The sequence below is a fragment of the Paracoccus salipaludis genome (assembly GCF_002287065.1).
In the GTDB taxonomy this organism is placed as follows: Bacteria; Pseudomonadota; Alphaproteobacteria; order Rhodobacterales; family Rhodobacteraceae; genus Paracoccus; species Paracoccus salipaludis.
The window spans coordinates 111867-128164 of sequence record NZ_NSJZ01000006.1; the positions used below are offsets into that span (position 1 = coordinate 111867).

Sequence of the window (16298 nt, forward strand, 5' to 3'; positions counted from 1 at the left end):
CTCTGCCCGCGATCCGGCGGGGAGTGCGCCGTCCGCGCGGCGGGGGGCCTGGACCGGGACGGCAGCGGCCTCACCAGCGGCCGGGATGACCGGGGGAACGGACGCGGCGGGCGGGGCCGCGGGATTGCGGGGATCGTTCACCGGAAGGTCTTTCGCGGGTCGAAGGCGTCGCGGATGCCTTCGAAGATGAAGACCAGAAGCGACAGCATGATGGCGAAGGTGAAAAAGGCGGCAAAGCCCAGCCACGGCGCCTGCAGGTTCTGCTTGGCCTGCAAGGCCAGTTCCCCCAGCGAGGGCGCCGAGGCGGGCAGGCCGTAGCCCAGGTAGTCCAGCGCTGCGAGGCTGGAGATCGTGCCTGTCACCACGAAGGGCAGCATGGTCAGCGTCGCCACCATCGCGTTGGGCAGGATGTGGCGGAACATGATGGTGCGGTCGTTCACGCCCAGCGCACGCGCGGCGCGGACATATTCGAAGTTGCGGGCGCGCAGGAACTCGGCCCGGACGACGCCCACCAGCGCGGGCCAGCCGAACAGGATCGAGACGAAGACCAGCAGCCAGAAGCTGCGTCCGAGGATCGCAAACAGGATGATGATGACGTAAAGCGACGGGGTCGAGCCCCAGATTTCCAGCAGCCGCTGGAAGATCAGGTCGGTGCGCCCGCCGAAATAGCCCTGCACCGCCCCCGCCGCGATGCCCAGGGCCGAGGCGATGACCGTGACGATCAGCGTGAACAGGATCGACAGCCGGAAGCCGTAGATCACGCGGGCCAGGACGTCGCGCGCGGTGTCGTCGGTGCCCAGCCAATGCGCGGCATCGGGCGCCGAGGGCGCGGTGCCGACGTTGTTGATCGTGCGGTAATGATAGGGGATCGGCGGCCAGAGGGTCCAGCCGCGCTGGATTTCCTCGCCGTTCACGGTGCCGGCGCTGCGGGCCTCGGAGATGGTGTCCTCGGGCTCGTCCCAGCATTCCTCGCGCCCGCCCGAGATGATGAGGCATTCGACCGACGGATCGGTGTAGTTGGCTTCCGTCCCGAAGTCGCCGCCGAAGGCCGTTTCGGGGTAGAAGCGGTAGGCGGGGAAATACAGCTCTCCGCGATAGCTGGCGACGATGGGCTTGTCGTTGGCGATGACCTCGGCCAGCATCGACAGCACGAACAGCGCGGCGAAGATCACCATCGACCAGAAGGCGCGCCTGTTGCGGCGGAAGTTGCGCCAGCGGCGCTGGTTCAGGGGCGACAGGCTCATCCGGCGCGGCTTTCGAAGTCGATGCGCGGATCGACCAGCACATAGGTCAGGTCCGAGATGATCCCGACCAGCAGGCCCATCAGGCCGAAGACGTAGAGCGTGCCGAAGATCACCGGATAGTCGCGCTGCACCGCCGCCTCGAAGCCCAGGCGGCCGAGGCCGTCCAGCGAGAAGATCGTCTCGATCAGGATGGAAGAACCGAAGAACACGCCCAGGAACAGCGCCGGGAAGCCGGCGATCACGATCAGCATCGCGTTGCGGAAGACGTGCCCGTAAAGCACCCGCCGCTCGGTCAGCCCCTTGGCGCGGGCGGTCATGACATACTGCTTGTTGATCTCGTCGAGGAAGCTGTTCTTGGTCAGCAGTGTCAGGGTGGCAAAGCTGGCGATGGTCGAGGCGACCACCGGCAGGGTGATGTGCCACAGGTAGTCCTTGACCTTGCCCCAGGCCGAAAGGCTTTCCCAGTTGTCGCTGGTCAGCCCCCGCAGCGGGAAGATCTGCCAATAGCTGCCGCCCGCGAACAGCACCATCAGCAGCACGGCGAACAGGAAGCCGGGGATCGCGTAGCCCACGATGATCGCGCTTGAGGTCCAAGTGTCGAAGGGCGTGCCGTCCCGCACCGCCTTGCGGATGCCCAGCGGGATCGAGATCAGATAGGCCAGCAGCGTGGACCAGAGGCCGAGCGTGATCGACACCGGCATCTTCTCGATCACCAGGTCCACGACCGAGATGGACCGGAACCAGGACTCGCCGAAGTCGAAGCGCAGGTAGTCCCACATCATCGACAGAAAGCGCTGGACGGGCGGCTTGTCGAAGCCGAACTCGCGTTCCAGTTCGGCGATGAACTCGGGCGGCAACCCTTGCGCCCCGGCGTAACGTTCGGTGGATGCGCCCTGCCCTGCGTCGCCGCCACCGGCGATGTTGCGGAAGACATCCCCCTCGCCCTGGACGCGGGCCACGATCTGCTCGATCGGGCCGCCGGGGACGAATTGCGTCAGGGTGAAGTTGACCAGCATGATGCCGATCAGCGTGGGGATGATCAGCAGCAGCCGCCGCAGAAGATATGCGCCCATCGGATTCCCTGCCCGCGCCTGCGGCCGGTTAGCGGATCGCCCCGGCTTTTCTCAGCGCATCCGCCTTATCCGCGTCATACCACCAGAAATCAAGCTCACCCAGCGCATAGGGCGGCATCGTCGAGGGATGGGCGAACATGTCCCAATAGGCCACGGTATGCTTGGCCTTGAACCACTGCGGCACCCAGAAATGCATCGCCCGCAGCACCCGGTCCAGCGCGTGGACGCCGGTGTTCAGCTCTTCCTGCGTTGTGGCGGCCTCGATGTGCGAGATCAGCCGGTCCACCGCCGGGTTGGCCAGCCCCATGACGTTGAACACGTCGTCCGTCGACTTCGAGCCGAAATACTGCTGCAACCCCGATCCCGGGATCGGGTCCTGCCCCAACTGGGCCGTGATCACGTCGAAGTCGTGGTTGCGCCTGCGATCCTCGAGCTGGGCATCGTCAACCCGCTCGTTGACGGCATCGATGCCGAGCGTCCGCAGGTTTTCCACCCACGGGTTGATCACGCGGTCGAAGGTCTGCGAGTCGTTGAGGATCTGCACCCGCAGGGGCTGGCCCTCGGCATTGCGGCGGATGCCGTCGCGGCTGCCCTCGGGGATGGTCCATCCCGCTTCCTCCAGCAGGGCGGCAGCGCGGCGCAGGTTGCCGCGGTCCATCTGCCGCTCGCCGCTGACGGGCGGCACGACGGCTTCCGCGGTGAAGACCTGCGGCGGCAGGTCTGCGCGGAGCGGCTCCAGCAGGGCAAGCTCGGCCTCGCTGGGCATCCCGGCGGCCTTCAGCGGGCTGTTGTCCCAGAAGCTCGTGATGCGCTCGTAAAGGCCGTAGAACAGCGTCGCGTTCGACCATTCGAAGTTGAAGACCATCCCGATCGCCTCGCGCACGCGGGGGTCCTGGAACTGCGGGCGGCGCAGGTTGATGGCCCAGGCCTGGCCGCTGGCGATGTTGCCGTCCTCCAACTCCTCCTTCTTCACCCAGCCGCTGCTGAAGGCGGGAAAGTCGTAGCGCGTGGCCCAGTGGATGGAGGAAGCCTCGTTGCGGAAGGTATAGGCGCCTGCCTTGAAGGCCTCGAAAGCCGAATCATAGTCGCCGAAATACTCGATGCGGACGCGGTCGAAATTGTGGCGGCCCCGGTTGATCGGCAGGTTCTCGCCCCAATAGCCGGGATTGCGCTTCCAGCTGACCGAGCGGCCCATGTCGGCGCTGTCGAACATGTAGGGACCCGAGCCGACAAATGGCCGGTCCGAGCTTTCCGCGATGTCGCGGCCGTTCGCCTGGAAATCCGCGCGCGAAAAGACCGGCAGCCCGCCGACCGCCTGGATCACGTCGCGGCGCGGATAGTCGGGGGTGAAGGTGAAGCGGATGCGGCGGTCGTCCAGCACCTCGGCCGAGGCGACCATCTGCGCGATCACCGCGCGGAAGGAGGACAGCCCCTTGTCGCGCAGCGTTTCATAGGAAAACAGCACGTCGGCCGCGCTCATGGGCGTGCCATCCGAGAAGGTGATGCCTTCGCGCAGGGTGAAGACCGCCCAGTCGCGGCTTTCCGGGTATTCCACCGTTTCGCAGAGCAGGCAGTAGGCCGCGCCGATCTCGTCGGCGGTGCCCTCCATCAGGCTTTCCAGCATCACCGTGGACAGCGCGGCGGCCCGGCCCTTGACCGTGAAGGGGTTGTAGCTGTCGAAGCCCCCCGCCGCCCATTCGCTGATCTCGCCGCCCTTGGGCGCGTCCGGGTTCACGTAGGCCAGATGGGGAAAGTCGGCGGGCAGGCGCAGCGCGTCGAAGGTGCCGACGCCGTGCGAGATCGTGGTGGCCGAGGCGACCGGCGCGGCAGCAGCAGGAGCGGTCGCGACAGGCTGCGGGGCCTGCGCGGGCGCCTGCGTCGCCGATATCGCAAGGGCCGTCGCCAGAACCAGATTGCGTTTCATGCCCATGCGCCGACCCCTTCTGCCTGCGTCGTGCCGGGCAGCCGGCCGACCATCGGTCGGACGCTACGGCACCGCCGCCGCACCTCGCAAGCCGCCTGTCGGCATTGTGACGGGTGGCACGATGCGGCGCGCAAGAAAAAAGCGCGGGGTTGCCCCCGCGCCCGAAGTTCCCCCGAAAGCTGCCGGATCAGTTCGCCGTCTGCAGATAGGCGACCAGGTTCGCGCGCTCTTCCGCGCTCTTGATGCCGGCAAAGGCCATCTTGGTGCCGGGAACATGCTCCTTCGGGTTGGTGATGAAGGCGTTCAGTTCCTCGGGCGTCCAGGCGCCCTCGTGCGCGGCCATCGCGTCGGAATAGCTGAAGTCCTCGACCGAGGCGACGTCGCGGCCCACCACGCCGTCCAGGTGCGGGCCGACCGCGTTGTTGCCGTCAAGCTTGTGGCACGACTTGCACTTGCCGAAGGCCTTTTCCCCCGCCGCCGCATCGGCCGAGGCCAGCAGCGTGGCGAAGTCGGGGCCTTCCTCGGCCGCCGCTTCCTCGGCGCCCGCGTCCTCGCCGCCTTCGACGGGGATGCGATAAGCCTGCGGGATCTCCTCGCCCTCGGCCACGTGGCCCGAGAAGCCCACGTGATACAACGATGACGCGAACCACGAGACCAGCAGCAGGAACAGCAGCGAGCCGATCAGCGCGGCGGCCGTCTTGGTCACTGTCATCGTGTTGAACATGGCGTATTTCCTTGCGGTCGCAGCTTTGATCTGCGCGCTATCTATCCGCTTTCACTTTGCCGGTTCAAGGTATAGTTCGGCCGCGTCCGCCGATTGCGGGACGGGGCTTCGCCCCGTGACGCCGGCATTTCTCATCCCCCGATGCGCGCCCGGAGTGGCGCCTTTTCCGCCGCAGGTGCCCTGATGACCGACCTTTCCCCTTCCGTCGCTTCCCTTCCCGGAACGGCCGTCAGCGGAAAGATCGCCTTCCAGGGCGAGCCGGGCGCCTATTCGCACGAGGCCTGCCGCCGCGCCCGCCCGGGGATGGCGGCACTTCCCTGCGCCACCTTCGAGGACACGGTCGAGGCCTGCCGCTCGGGTGCGGCGGAGCTGGCCATGCTGCCGGTCGAGAACTCGACCTACGGGCGCGTCGCCGACATCCACCACCTGCTGCCGGAATCGGGCCTGCATATCGTGGACGAGACTTTTGTTCGCGTTCACATCAGCCTTCTGGGCGTCCCCGGCACGCGGCTTGAAGACATCACCGAGGCGATGAGCCATACGGTTCTTCTCGGCCAGTGCCGCAACTTCCTGCGCCGCCACAACATCCGCACCATCACGGGCCCGGACACGGCGGGCAGCGCCCTGATGGTGGCCCAGGCGGGCGAGCCGCAGCGCGCCGCCCTGGCAAGCCCGCTGGCAGGCGAGATCTACGGGCTGGACAGCCTGGCCGAGCAGATCGAGGATCGCCAGAACAACACCACGCGCTTCCTGATCATGTCGCGCGAGCCCGATTATGCCCGGCGCACCAACCGGGACGGGCACGAGAAGATGCTGACGAGCTTCGTCTTCCGCGTCCGCAACATCCCGGCGGCGCTGTACAAGGCCATGGGCGGCTTTGCGACAAACGGCGTCAACATGACCAAGCTGGAAAGCTACATGGTGAACGGCAACTTCACCGCGACTCAGTTCTACGCCGACATCGAGGGACATCCCGAGGATCCCGCCGTCGCCCGCGCCCTGGACGAGCTGCGCTATTTCACCTCGGTCCTGACGATCCTGGGCGTGTATCCTGCCGACCCGCTGCGCGCCGAACAGGGGGCGGGCCGCTAGGCACGTTCCTTCAGGCGCGGCGGGTGGTCAGGTCGCCGAAGAACTTGCTCACCCGGTCGGCGAACTTGCGGTCCAGCTGCGCCTTGCCCAGCTTGGCCGTTTGCAGCATCAGCCGGGCGCGCATGTTGCGCGGCTTGACCTCGACCTCGAACATCAGGCGCGACTTGCTGCGGGTCAGCGCGATCACGGTCATCTCGATGGCGATGTCCAGCGGCTCGGAAAGACCCCGGATCACGATCTTCTCGGGGCGGTCGAACTGGGCCACGTCCAGCCGCAGTTCCCGCCGCTTGCCGCGCAGGTCGAAGGCGATGTCCCAGGCCATCCCGGCGCCCGGCTCATGCGCAGGGTCCACCCTCCGGACGGCCGCGCCGCGCCGGACCAGCATCCGCTCCATCCTGGAAAAGTCGCTGATCGCGTCGAAAAGCTGGTCTGCGGAGAGTCCGGTATCCTGGCGCAGTGAAAACTTCATTGTGCGTCCATCACGAGCCTTGAAAATCCGGCGCGTCTTATCCGGCGACAGAAGATGTTACAAGGCAACCTACGATTGTCGGGCAAGATTTGCATGGGCTTGCATTGTGCCGCGCCCTGCCGTATCTGTCCGGTCGAGAGGTTGGCGCGGGCAGGCGCCTCGCCAACCCGGTCAGGTCCGGAAGGAAGCAGCCGTAACGAGCCCCGCTTGGGTCGTTGTCCAGCCTCTCACCTTTTCCCCTTGGCACTCTGGCGTGACGTTCACCGGGCTCGGGACCCGTCCGGCATCGTGAAGATGCCGGGCATTGCAGGTCTGCCCATGGCCTGCCTCAAGCCGCGTCTCGGCGACCGCCGCCTTCCGACCGGCATCGTCCGTGCCGCACGACATCGCGCATCTCGGGATGGGCGCCCTTCCCCGATCATCACCAGTTCCGAGAACAACCCGCCCTGCCGATCGCGTCCGTGACCGGAAGGATCGGGCGCTTGACGGCCGGGTTCGGCGGAAACCCCGGACGGTCCGATTGCCTCACGTCGCGCCGCCGCTCACCCATCCTGCCAGCAGCCATCCGGCGATGGAGCCGGCGCGCGGCGCCCGCAGGCTCGGGTGCGTGGCGTCCATGATGCGCGCCAGCTCCTCGCGGTCGACCCACCGCGCGTCCTCCAGTTCGGCAGGGTCCAGAACGATTTCTTCGTTCTCCGCCTCGCCTGTCATGCCCAGCATCAGCGAGGCGGGAAACGGCCAGGGCTGGCTGATCGCATAGCGCACCGGTCCGACGCGGATGCCGGTTTCCTCCAGCACCTCGCGGCGGACAGCGGCCTCGATGGTCTCGCCCGGCTCGATAAAGCCGGCGAGGCAGGAATACATTCCCTCGGGCCAGCCGGGGGATCGGCCGATCAGCGCCCGGTCGCCGTGCGTGATCAGCATGATGACGACCGGGTCCGTGCGCGGGAAATGCGCGGTGCCGCAGGCCGGGCAGACGCGCTGCCAGCCGGACTGGCGCGGCTGCGAGGGCTGGCCGCAGGCCGCGCAGAAGCGGTGACTGACGTGCCAGCCGGTCAGCGCGCGGGCGGTGGCGGACAGTTCGGCGTCGATCGGCGACAGCCGCGACATGACACCGCGCAGCTCGACGAAGCGGCCCCCCTCGATGTCGGGATGGACCTGCTCGGTCGGGTCGAAGAACATCTGCGTCTCGGGCAGCGAAGGGGGCGTCCAGGCGGAAATGTCCCGCGCCGCGACCGCCTGCGTGCCGTCGAAGCCCAGCAGGACCGGCTCGGCCGCGTCCGCCAGCGCCGGGTGACCGGGGGCAAGCCGCACCAGCCGGTCGCCGTTCAGGCAGACCTTGCCGCGCCAGACCGGCAGCACAAGCGCGTCCTTCTGCCAGTCGTCCCCGCCGCGCCGGTCCGCCGCGCGGTCCAGGCCTCCGCCCGAAAATGCCAGTTCCATCCCTGCCCCCATCCTGCGGCGCCACCCTGCCGCCGCGGGCCGGCAAAGCCAACAACTTCTGTCCCCGAAATATCCCCGCTGGAGGCGCGCCCGCCACAGGTCGGGCGTTCTCGCAACCGTTGCCCTTGCCCGCCCCGCCGCCTACATTCCCCCGGTCAGACGAGGACCGAATGCCCGACACCCCCGCCTATCAGGTGCTTGCCCGGAAATACCGGCCGGAAACCTTTGCCGATCTGGTCGGCCAGGACGCCATGGTTCGCACGCTGCAGAACGCCTTTGCGGCGGACCGCATCGCGCAGGCCTTCATCATGACGGGCATCCGGGGGACAGGGAAGACGACCACGGCGCGGATCATCGCCAAGGGCATGAACTGCATCGGCCCCGACGGCACCGGCGGGCCCACGACCAACCCCTGCGGCGTCTGCGAACATTGCGTGGCCATCGCCGAGGGCCGCCACGTGGACGTGCTCGAGATGGACGCCGCGTCCAGAACCGGCGTGAACGACATCCGAGAGATCATTGAATCCGTTCATTATCGGGCGGCCTCGGCGCGCTACAAGATCTACATCATCGACGAGGTGCACATGCTTAGCACCTCGGCCTTCAACGCGCTGCTGAAGACGCTGGAAGAGCCTCCGCCGCACGTGAAGTTCATCTTCGCGACGACTGAAATCAGGAAGGTTCCCGTCACGGTTCTGTCGCGCTGCCAGCGCTTCGACCTGCGGCGGATCGAGCCCGAGGTGATGATCGCCCTGCTGCGCAAGATCGCGGCGGCCGAGGGCGCAGAGATCTCCGACGACGCGCTGGCGCTGATCACGCGGGCGGCGGAAGGCTCGGCCCGCGACGCGACCTCGCTGCTGGATCAGGCGATCAGCCACGGCGCGGGGGAAACCACCGCGCCGCAGGTCCGCGCGATGCTGGGGCTGGCGGACCGAGGCCGGGTGCTCGACCTTTTCGACATGATCCTGCGCGGCGCGGCGGCCGAGGCGCTGGCCGAACTGCAGTCGCAATATGCCGAGGGTGCGGACCCGCTGGCGGTCCTGCGCGACCTCGCCGAGATCACCCACTGGGTCAGCCTCGTGAAGATCACGCCCGACGCGGCGGATGATCCCACCATCGGCCCCGACGAACGCACCCGTGGCCGAGAGATGGCCGAACGCATCCCCATGCGCGCCCTGACCCGCCTGTGGCAGATGCTGCTGAAGGGGCTGGAGGAGGTCTCGGCCGCGCCGAACGCCATGATGGCGGCGGAAATGGCGATCATCCGCCTGACCCATGTGGCCGACCTGCCCGACCCCGAGGCGCTGATCCGCCGCGTTCAGGCGGGACAGGCCGCGGGCGAGCTTTCGCGCCCCGCCATGCAGGCGCAGCGCGCCCCGACCCATGCCGCGCCCAGCCACCAGATGTCCGCGCCGCCTGCCGCCCGCATGGCCGCGGGCGGCGCCATCGCCCTTGCCCCCGAGCCTCAGATCGCGGCGGACGCCCTGGCGTCCTATCCCGATTTCACCTCGGTCGTGGATCTCGTCCGGCGGATGCGCGACATGATCCTGCTGACGCAGGTGGAAGACCACATCCGCCTCGTTCGCTATGCCCCCGGCCGGATCGAGTTCCAGCCGACGCCTGAGGCCCCGCGCGACCTCGCCCAGCGCCTGGGCGAGCGCCTGCGCGGCTGGACCGGCGGCGCGCGCTGGGCCGTGTCGGTCGTGGACCAGGGCGGCGGTCCCACGATCAGCGAACAGAAGGCTGCGGTCCGTGCCGCTGCCGAGGCCGAGGCGATGAAGAACCCCGTGATCGCCGCGATCTTCGCCGCGGCTCCGGGCGCGCGCTTCAAGGCGATCCGCGACGAGACCCCGCCGCCGGCGGATGACGAGGCGGAAGACCTGCACGGCACCTCGCAGGGGGCGGTCGCGGCAGTCGAGGAATGGGATCCCTTCGAGGACGAGGAGTAAGACGATGAAGAACCCCTTCGGCGGGATCGGCGACCTGGGCAAGATGATGGCCGCCGCCCGCGACATGCAGGGCAAGGTCGAGGAGTTCCAGAAGACGCTGGAAACCATGACCGTGACCGGTGAGGCCGGCGCCGGGCTGGTCCGCGCGACCGCCAATGCCAAGGGCGAGTTGAAGGGACTGGAAATCGACCCCTCGATCTTCGTGCCGTCCGAAAAGCAGGTGGTCGAGGACCTGATCCTTGCCGCGATCAAGGACGCGCAGGAAAAGGCCGTGGCGCGGGCGCAGTCCGAGGGTCAGCGGCTGGCCGGGGACATGGGCCTGCCGCCGGGCATGAAGCTGCCGTTCTGACGTGACCGAGGGCAGCGACGACATCCAGGCGCTGATCGCCCAGATCGCGCGGCTGCCGGGGCTTGGTCCCCGGTCCGCGCGCCGCGTCGTGCTGGCGCTGATCCGGCGGCGCACAGGCCAGATGGCGCAACTGGCGCAGCTGATGGCGACCGTCGCGGAACATTCCCGCGAATGCATCCGCTGCGGCAACATCGGCGAATCCGACCTTTGCCCCATCTGCGCCGATCCCAGGCGCGCGAACGGAGAGCTGTGCGTGGTCGAGGATGTGGCCGACCTGTGGGCGCTGGAACGCGGCCGTGCCTTCCGTGGGCGCTATCACGTCCTCGGCGGCACGCTGTCGGCGCTGGACGAAGTGGGGCCGGACCAGCTCGGCATCCCCCGCCTCATCGGGCGGGTGGCCGAGGAAGGCATCTCCGAGGTGATCCTGGCGCTGAACGCCACTGTCGAGGGCCAGACGACCGCCCATTACATCGCCGAGGCGCTGGAAGGCACAGGCGTCACCGTCACGGGCCTTGCCCAGGGCGTGCCCATCGGGGGCGAACTCGACTATCTGGACGACGGCACCATCAGCGCGGCGCTGCGCGCGCGTCGGCGGCTGTGACGCCGGGCTGCGGACATAGACCGGCGTGACCGCGCCCTTCACCAGCCCGCCGCTGGAGGTCCGTGCGGAGTGGACCGACTACAACGGCCACCTGAACATGGCCTATTACGGCGTGCTGTTCGACAATGCGCTGGATGTCGCGCTTGCGCCCCTGGGGCTGGGCCCGGAGGTCGCAAGGAAAACCGGCGCCTCCGTCTTCACCGCGCAGGCGCAGGTCCATTACCTGCGCGAACTTCATGCGGGCGACCGGGTGATCGTGGAAACGCGCCTGATCGGGCATGACGCGAAGCGGCTGCACTACGTCCAGACCATGCGCCGCGTCGGCGCGGACGAACCCGCCGCCATCAGCGAGAACCTGATCCTGCATGTCGATCTGAACAGCCGCCGCGTCGCGCCCTTCGCGCCCGAGGTGCTGGCGCGGATCGCCGATGCGGTCGCGGCCCATGCGCACCTGCCGCTCCCCCAGCAGGTCGGCCGCCGAGTCGGCCTGCGGCGTGACCGGACATGAAAAAGGGGCGCGCGGGTGTCCCCGCGGCGCCCCCGATGCCGTGGCCTGACGGGATCAGGCGTCCAGCTTCTTGACCTCTTCGGCTTCCAGCGTCTGGGCCGCCGATTTCGAGATCTCGATCTTGCGCGGCTTCAGCGCCTCGGGCACCTCGCGCACCAGTTCGATGTGCAGCATGCCGTCGACGTGGCTTGCGCCCGTCACGCGGACATGGTCGGCCAGCGCGAACTTGCGTTCAAAGGCGCGGGTCGCGATGCCGCGGTGCAGGAAGGTCCGGCCCTGGTCTTCCTCGACCTTGCGGGCCGAGACGATCACGGCGCCATCCTTCATCTCGACCGACAGGTCGTCCGCGGTAAAGCCCGCGACGGCGATCGAGATGCGATAAGCGTTTTCGCCGGTCTTTTCGATGTTGTAGGGCGGGTAGGTCGGCGTCGCGATGTCCGACGCAAGCGCGCGGTCCATCAGGTCGGCGATACGGTCGAAGCCGATCGACGCACGGTAAAGCGGAGTCAGGTCCATAGTGCTACGCATGGATCGCATCCTTTTCAGCGATGTGAACAGTGCTGCCCCCCGGAGTCCGGGCAGGCGGTCCGCCGGCGCCATCTGGCCCTCCGGCTGAGATGAATCTGGGAAGCGCCCCCCTGCCTGTCAAGGGGTGGGTCAGGTCGAGGGCACGCCCTGGGGGGCCCAGATCGCCGGGTCCGCAAGCTCGATCGAATTGCCCGCGGGGTCGCGGAAGTAAAGCGAGCGGCGGCCATTGGGCCACAGGAAGTCGGCCTCGATCCCGATCCCGTGGTTTTCCAGATGCGCGCGCCAGCGGTCCAGCGCCTCGGGCGCGACGGCAAGGCAGGCGTGACCCGGGCCGCGTGCGCCATGCGGGGGCACGGGCTGGTCGGCGCCGGGCTTCGGCGGCACTGCCGTCGCCTCGGGGTTGAAGACCAGCAGCACCTGCGGGCGCGGCTGGTCACTGGTGCGGAAGAAGACGTGGCGCCCGGGGACGCTGACGATCTCCTCCAGCCCCATGATGTCGGTCCAGAACATCCGCGCCGCGTCGAGGTCATCGGCATAAAGCGCGGTTTCCAGCGTCCCCAGTAGCGGCGGGATGGTCATGCGGCGTGCTCCAGTTCCGTCAGCGCGGCGGGGCGGGGGCCGCCGGTCGCCCAGTCCAGCAGCTCGACCGTGTGGACGATGGGGACGGTGGTGCCCTGCCCGATCTGCATCATGCAGCCGATGTTGCCGGCGGCGATGACCTGCGGGCCGGTCGCCTCGATCGTGCGGACCTTGCGGTCGCGCAGGGCGGCGGACATCTCCGGCTGAAGCAGGTTGTAGGTTCCCGCCGAGCCGCAGCAGAGATGCGGGTCCGCCGGGGTCACGACCGTCGCCCCCGCCTGCCCCAGCAGCGCCTTGGGCGCCGCCACGATCCGCTGGCCGTGCTGCAGCGAGCAGGCCGCGTGATAGGCCACGCGCAGGTCCAGCGGCTGCGTGACGGGCGGCAGGCCGTGGCTGTCGAGGAACTCGGTCACGTCGCGGGCGAGGCTCGCCACGCGCTCGGCTCCCGCCCGGTCGGGGTCCTGGGCGAACAGGTGGCCATAGTCCTTGACCACCGTCCCGCAGCCCGAGGTGTTGACGATGATCGCGTCCAGGGGCGCCTCGGCATCGGCGGCGAGGAAGGCGCGGATCGTCGAACGGGCGGTCTCGCGTGCCTGGTCGTCGCGGCCCATGTGGTGGGTCAGCGCGCCGCAGCAGCCGAGGTTCGGCGGGATCACCACCTCGCAGCCCGCGCGGCGCAGCAGGCGGATGGTCGACTCGTTGATGTCGGCGTTCAGCGCCTTCTGCGCGCAGCCGGTCAGGATGGCAACGCGGGCGCGCTTGGGACCGATGGGCGCATAGGTCGCGCCCCGATCGTCCGCCGCGGGGCCGACGATGCGCGGCGGTGCCATCTCGACCATCGCGCGCAGGCGGCGGTCGGGCATCAGGCGGGCGAAGGGACGCGCCAGCTTCGCACCGACCAGCGCCATGCGGAAGCGACCGGGATGCGGCAGCACCCAGGCCAGCAGCGAGCGCAGCGCCCGGTCGCGCCACGGGCGGCGGTAGGTTTTCTCGATATGGACCCGCGCATGGTCGATCAGGTGCATGTAGTCCACGCCCGAGGGGCAGGTCGTCATGCAGGCCAGGCAGGACAGGCAGCGGTCGAGGTGCAGCGTCGTCTTCTCATCCGCCGGACGGCCGGATTCCAGCATGTCCTTGATGAGGTAGATGCGCCCGCGCGGGCTGTCGAGTTCGTCGCCGAGCACCTGATAGGTCGGGCAGGTCGCCGTGCAGAAGCCGCAATGGACGCAGGTCCGCAGGATCTTGTTGGCGGTGGCGATCCCGGGATCGGCCAGTTGTTCAGGGGAAAAGTTCGTCTGCATCTCAGGCCACCGTCAGTTCGGGTGCGGCGAAGATCCCGCGCGGGTCGAAGCGTTCGCGAAGGCCGTCTTCCAGCCGCCGGGTGACGGGATCGGACGGCGGCAGCGGGCCGCGGTGCGCGCCTTGCAGGCAGAGGGCGCGGGCTCCGGACGGAAGCGCGGGACGTGCGTCCGATGGAAGGGAGAGGAGGATCAGCGATGCGCCCCAGTCGAGGGCGAGCGGCGCCGCTTCGGGGTTCATGGTCAGGATCGTGGCGGCCTGCGAAGGGCGGCAGGCGACGCGCCAGACGGCGCCGCCGGGCCGGGGCGCTGCCCCGGACCCCGGGATATTTTGGCGAAGAAGAAGCCACGGGTCGTCCCCGACAGGCTGGACCGTGCCGAAGGCAGAAAGGCGCGCGGACAGCGTGTCGGCGCGCAGCTTCACCGAGCCTTCGAGGCCCTCGATGCGGATCAGCGCACCATGGGGGGGCAGCCAGGCAGCGCCGGTCACGTCCCAGGGGCCGGTCAGCGCGGCGGTCAGGGCGGGAACCGCCGCTGCCGCGCCCAGTTCAGGCAGCGCCAGCGTAAGGCTGGCGGGCGGGATCGGCTGGGTCTTGAGGCTGACTTCGGTGATCACGCCCAGAGTTCCGCGGCTTCCGGCCATCAACTTGACGAGGTCGTAGCCGGTGACGTTCTTCATCACCCGGCCGCCGTTGCTGACGATCTCTCCGCTGCCGTCGACGAAGCGGACACCCAGAAGGCTGTCCCGCGCGGCCCCGTCCTTGACCCGGCGCGGGCCGCTGGCATTCGCCGCGATGACGCCGCCGATGGTGGAGCCCGCCGCAGGGGGCGGTTCGAAAGCAAGGCGCTGGCGTTCCGAGGCCAGCAGGTCCTCGATTTCCGCCAGGGGCGTGCCGGCGCGCGCGACCAGGGTCAGCGCGGCGGGTTCATAAAGCGTCACGCCGGTCAGCGCGGCGCTTGAAAGCCGCGTTCCCTGCCCTTCGCCCGGCAGTAGGCGGGTGCCGCCGCCGATGACGGACAGCGGACCGCGGGCGCCCCGGACAAGACCCGCGACTTCGGCCTCGGTTTCAGGCCGCATTGCGTCGCGCCTCCCGGCGGGATTCCGAAACCTCCAGCGGGAAGACCTTGGCGGCGTTCAGCAGCCATTGCGGATCAAAGACATCCTTGACGCGCATCTGCGCCTCCATGTCGGCATCGGTGAACTGCGCCACCATCAGGTCGCGCTTTTCGACGCCGACGCCATGTTCCCCGGTCAGGCAGCCGCCCACCTCGACGCAGAGGCGCAGGATGTCGGCGCCCAGGGCCTCCACCCGCTCCAGGTCGCCGGGGCGGTTCGCGTCGAAGATGATCAGCGGGTGCATGTTGCCGTCGCCCGCGTGGAACACGTTGGCGACGGGCAGGCCCGCGGCCTCGGACATCTCGGCGATGCCGCGCAGAACCCTGGGCAGGGCCGAGACGGGGATCGTGCCGTCAAGGCACATGTAGTCGCCCATCTGCCCCATCGCGCCGAAGGCCGACTTGCGGCCCAGCCAGATGCGGCGGGATTCGTCCTCGGACCTGCTTTCCCGGAACTCGACCGGCGAGAACTCCTCGGCGATGGCGCGAATGAGGGCGATCTGCTCGTCGATCTCGGGGGGCGTGCCCTCGACCTCGATGATCAGCAGCGCCTCGCAATCGGGGTATCCGGGGCGGGCAAAATTCTCCGTCGCCACGATGCAGGGGCGGTCCATGAACTCGATGGCGACCGGCAGGATGCCCGCGCGGATAATCGCGGCGACGCAGGCCCCGGCGGTTTCCGAGGCATCGAAGCCAATCAGCACCGGGCGCGCCCCGGCGGGCTTGGGCAGGATGCGCAGCGTGGCCTCGGTCACGATGCCAAGCTGGCCTTCGGCCCCGCAGACGACCCCCAGCAGGTCGAGGCCCGGGCCCTCGCCCATCGGGCCGCCCAGTTCCACGATGCTGCCGTCCATCAGGACCATCGTCACGCCCAGCAGGTTGTTCGTGGTGACGCCATATTTCAGGCAATGCGCCCCGCCCGAGTTCATGCCGATGTTGCCGCCGATGGCGCAGGCAAGCTGGCTGGAGGGATCGGGCGCATAGAAGAACCCGGCCTCGTCCACGAAGGTCGAGACGGACAGGTTCGTCCGCCCCGCCTGCACCCGGATCAGCCGGTCGCCGTAATCGACCTCGAGCACCGCGTTCATGCGGGCAAGGCCCAGGACCACCGCATCCGCCGTGGGCATGGACCCGCCCGCAAGGCTGGTCCCTGCGCCGCGCGGCACGACGGGCACGCGCTCCTCGTGGCAGACGCGCAGGACGGCGGCGACCTCGGCGGTCGTGGTGGGCAGGGCCACGGCCAGCGGCGGGCAGCGATAGGCGGACAAGGCGTCGCATTCATAGGCGCGCGCCTCGACAGGGTCGTCGATGACGGTGCCTGCGCCGATGACCGCCCGCAGGCGGGCGACGATGGCGGCACGGCGCGCGATCACGCCTGCATCGGGAACGGGCATCCGCATG

The 16298-nt window shown here is 68.8% G+C and carries 16 protein-coding genes and 1 other RNA gene; 6 read left to right on the plus strand and 11 right to left on the minus strand.

Annotation, left to right across the window (positions count from 1 at the left end; translation table 11 throughout):
* Positions 1–137: 137 nt before the first annotated feature.
* The 4 genes from CK240_RS09430 to CK240_RS09445 all read right to left on the minus strand — a co-directional run bounded on the left by CK240_RS09430 (position 138) and on the right by CK240_RS09445 (position 4965).
* The gene (locus tag CK240_RS09430; RefSeq protein ID WP_095640089.1) at positions 138–1244 is read right to left on the minus strand and encodes an ABC transporter permease; all 1107 of its coding nucleotides are present in this window, start codon (positions 1242–1244) and stop codon (positions 138–140) included.
* Entirely contained in the window at positions 1241–2317 is a 1077-nt protein-coding gene (locus CK240_RS09435; RefSeq protein ID WP_095640090.1) for a microcin C ABC transporter permease YejB, read from the minus strand. Before CK240_RS09435 ends, CK240_RS09430 begins: the two co-directional genes overlap by 4 nt.
* A gap of 28 nt (positions 2318–2345) precedes the next feature.
* On the minus strand, positions 2346–4247 hold the full coding sequence (locus CK240_RS09440) for an extracellular solute-binding protein (protein ID WP_095640091.1): 1902 nt from the start codon (positions 4245–4247) through the stop codon (positions 2346–2348).
* Between the two features lie 181 nt (positions 4248–4428).
* Entirely contained in the window at positions 4429–4965 is a 537-nt protein-coding gene (locus CK240_RS09445; RefSeq protein ID WP_095640092.1) for a c-type cytochrome, read from the minus strand.
* Positions 4966–5148: 183 nt separating this feature from the next.
* Between CK240_RS09445 and CK240_RS09450 the strand changes: the two genes are divergently transcribed.
* Positions 5149–6057 (plus strand): prephenate dehydratase, encoded by a 909-nt coding sequence (locus CK240_RS09450; protein ID WP_095640093.1) that lies wholly within the window; start codon positions 5149–5151, stop codon positions 6055–6057.
* Positions 6058–6067: 10 nt separating this feature from the next.
* On the opposite strand, the gene CK240_RS09455 is transcribed toward CK240_RS09450, so the two are convergent.
* Complete coding sequence (locus CK240_RS09455) at positions 6068–6526, minus strand: SRPBCC family protein (RefSeq protein WP_095640094.1); 459 nt, start codon at positions 6524–6526, stop codon at positions 6068–6070.
* 135 nt (positions 6527–6661) lie between these two features.
* On the opposite strand from CK240_RS09455, the gene ffs reads away from it, so the two are divergent.
* An RNA gene (gene ffs, locus CK240_RS09460) (signal recognition particle sRNA small type) lies at positions 6662–6758 on the plus strand.
* 293 nt (positions 6759–7051) lie between these two features.
* On the opposite strand, the gene nudC is transcribed toward ffs, so the two are convergent.
* Positions 7052–7969 (minus strand): NAD(+) diphosphatase, encoded by a 918-nt coding sequence (gene nudC / locus CK240_RS09465; RefSeq protein ID WP_240517357.1) that lies wholly within the window; start codon positions 7967–7969, stop codon positions 7052–7054.
* Between the two features lie 170 nt (positions 7970–8139).
* Between nudC and CK240_RS09470 the strand changes: the two genes are divergently transcribed.
* Genes CK240_RS09470 through CK240_RS09485 form a run of 4 tightly spaced genes read left to right on the plus strand, consistent with a single transcriptional unit; the run spans position 8140 to position 11376 of the window.
* A complete protein-coding gene (locus CK240_RS09470) occupies positions 8140–9918 on the plus strand; it encodes a DNA polymerase III subunit gamma/tau (protein WP_095640096.1) in 1779 nt (592 codons plus the stop codon).
* A gap of 4 nt (positions 9919–9922) precedes the next feature.
* Entirely contained in the window at positions 9923–10267 is a 345-nt protein-coding gene (locus CK240_RS09475; protein WP_095640097.1) for a YbaB/EbfC family nucleoid-associated protein, read from the plus strand.
* A gap of 1 nt (position 10268) precedes the next feature.
* Positions 10269–10868: a recombination mediator RecR gene (recR, locus tag CK240_RS09480; RefSeq protein WP_095640098.1), complete on the plus strand. Its 600-nt coding sequence runs from the start codon at positions 10269–10271 to the stop codon at positions 10866–10868.
* Between the two features lie 25 nt (positions 10869–10893).
* Positions 10894–11376, plus strand: coding sequence for a thioesterase family protein (locus tag CK240_RS09485; protein WP_205957802.1), 483 nt, complete (start codon positions 10894–10896; stop codon positions 11374–11376).
* Positions 11377–11430: 54 nt separating this feature from the next.
* On the opposite strand, the gene CK240_RS09490 is transcribed toward CK240_RS09485, so the two are convergent.
* The 5 genes from CK240_RS09490 to CK240_RS09510 all read right to left on the minus strand — a co-directional run bounded on the left by CK240_RS09490 (position 11431) and on the right by CK240_RS09510 (position 16297).
* Positions 11431–11904, minus strand: a complete 474-nt coding sequence (locus CK240_RS09490; protein ID WP_095640099.1) for an Hsp20 family protein — start codon at positions 11902–11904, stop codon at positions 11431–11433.
* 129 nt (positions 11905–12033) lie between these two features.
* A complete protein-coding gene (locus CK240_RS09495) occupies positions 12034–12483 on the minus strand; it encodes a VOC family protein (protein WP_095640100.1) in 450 nt (149 codons plus the stop codon).
* A complete protein-coding gene (glcF, locus tag CK240_RS09500; RefSeq protein WP_095640101.1) occupies positions 12480–13784 on the minus strand; it encodes a glycolate oxidase subunit GlcF in 1305 nt (434 codons plus the stop codon). The genes CK240_RS09495 and glcF overlap by 4 nt, the downstream gene beginning before the upstream one ends.
* Position 13785: 1 nt before the next feature.
* Positions 13786–14859, minus strand: coding sequence for an FAD-binding protein (locus CK240_RS09505; protein WP_095640102.1), 1074 nt, complete (start codon positions 14857–14859; stop codon positions 13786–13788).
* Positions 14849–16297 (minus strand): FAD-linked oxidase C-terminal domain-containing protein, encoded by a 1449-nt coding sequence (locus tag CK240_RS09510; RefSeq protein ID WP_095640103.1) that lies wholly within the window; start codon positions 16295–16297, stop codon positions 14849–14851. Before CK240_RS09510 ends, CK240_RS09505 begins: the two co-directional genes overlap by 11 nt.
* Position 16298: the final 1 nt, after the last annotated feature.

What these genes read in the sequence shown, in the direction of transcription:
- CK240_RS09510 (WP_095640103.1), bottom strand. Translation starts at nt 16,297, where the DNA reads ATGCGGATGCCCGTTCCCGATGCAGGCGTGATCGCGCGCCGTGCCGCC.
- CK240_RS09455 (WP_095640094.1), bottom strand. Translation starts at nt 6,526, where the DNA reads ATGAAGTTTTCACTGCGCCAGGATACCGGACTCTCCGCAGACCAGCTT.
- CK240_RS09450 (WP_095640093.1), top strand. Translation starts at nt 5,149, where the DNA reads ATGACCGACCTTTCCCCTTCCGTCGCTTCCCTTCCCGGAACGGCCGTC.
- CK240_RS09475 (WP_095640097.1), top strand. Translation starts at nt 9,923, where the DNA reads ATGAAGAACCCCTTCGGCGGGATCGGCGACCTGGGCAAGATGATGGCC.
- CK240_RS09440 (WP_095640091.1), bottom strand. Translation starts at nt 4,247, where the DNA reads ATGGGCATGAAACGCAATCTGGTTCTGGCGACGGCCCTTGCGATATCG.
- CK240_RS09490 (WP_095640099.1), bottom strand. Translation starts at nt 11,904, where the DNA reads ATGCGTAGCACTATGGACCTGACTCCGCTTTACCGTGCGTCGATCGGC.
- CK240_RS09470 (WP_095640096.1), top strand. Translation starts at nt 8,140, where the DNA reads ATGCCCGACACCCCCGCCTATCAGGTGCTTGCCCGGAAATACCGGCCG.
- CK240_RS09495 (WP_095640100.1), bottom strand. Translation starts at nt 12,483, where the DNA reads ATGACCATCCCGCCGCTACTGGGGACGCTGGAAACCGCGCTTTATGCC.
- CK240_RS09435 (WP_095640090.1), bottom strand. Translation starts at nt 2,317, where the DNA reads ATGGGCGCATATCTTCTGCGGCGGCTGCTGCTGATCATCCCCACGCTG.
- CK240_RS09445 (WP_095640092.1), bottom strand. Translation starts at nt 4,965, where the DNA reads ATGTTCAACACGATGACAGTGACCAAGACGGCCGCCGCGCTGATCGGC.
- CK240_RS09505 (WP_095640102.1), bottom strand. Translation starts at nt 14,859, where the DNA reads ATGCGGCCTGAAACCGAGGCCGAAGTCGCGGGTCTTGTCCGGGGCGCC.
- CK240_RS09430 (WP_095640089.1), bottom strand. Translation starts at nt 1,244, where the DNA reads ATGAGCCTGTCGCCCCTGAACCAGCGCCGCTGGCGCAACTTCCGCCGC.
- glcF (WP_095640101.1), bottom strand. Translation starts at nt 13,784, where the DNA reads ATGCAGACGAACTTTTCCCCTGAACAACTGGCCGATCCCGGGATCGCC.
- nudC (WP_240517357.1), bottom strand. Translation starts at nt 7,969, where the DNA reads ATGGAACTGGCATTTTCGGGCGGAGGCCTGGACCGCGCGGCGGACCGG.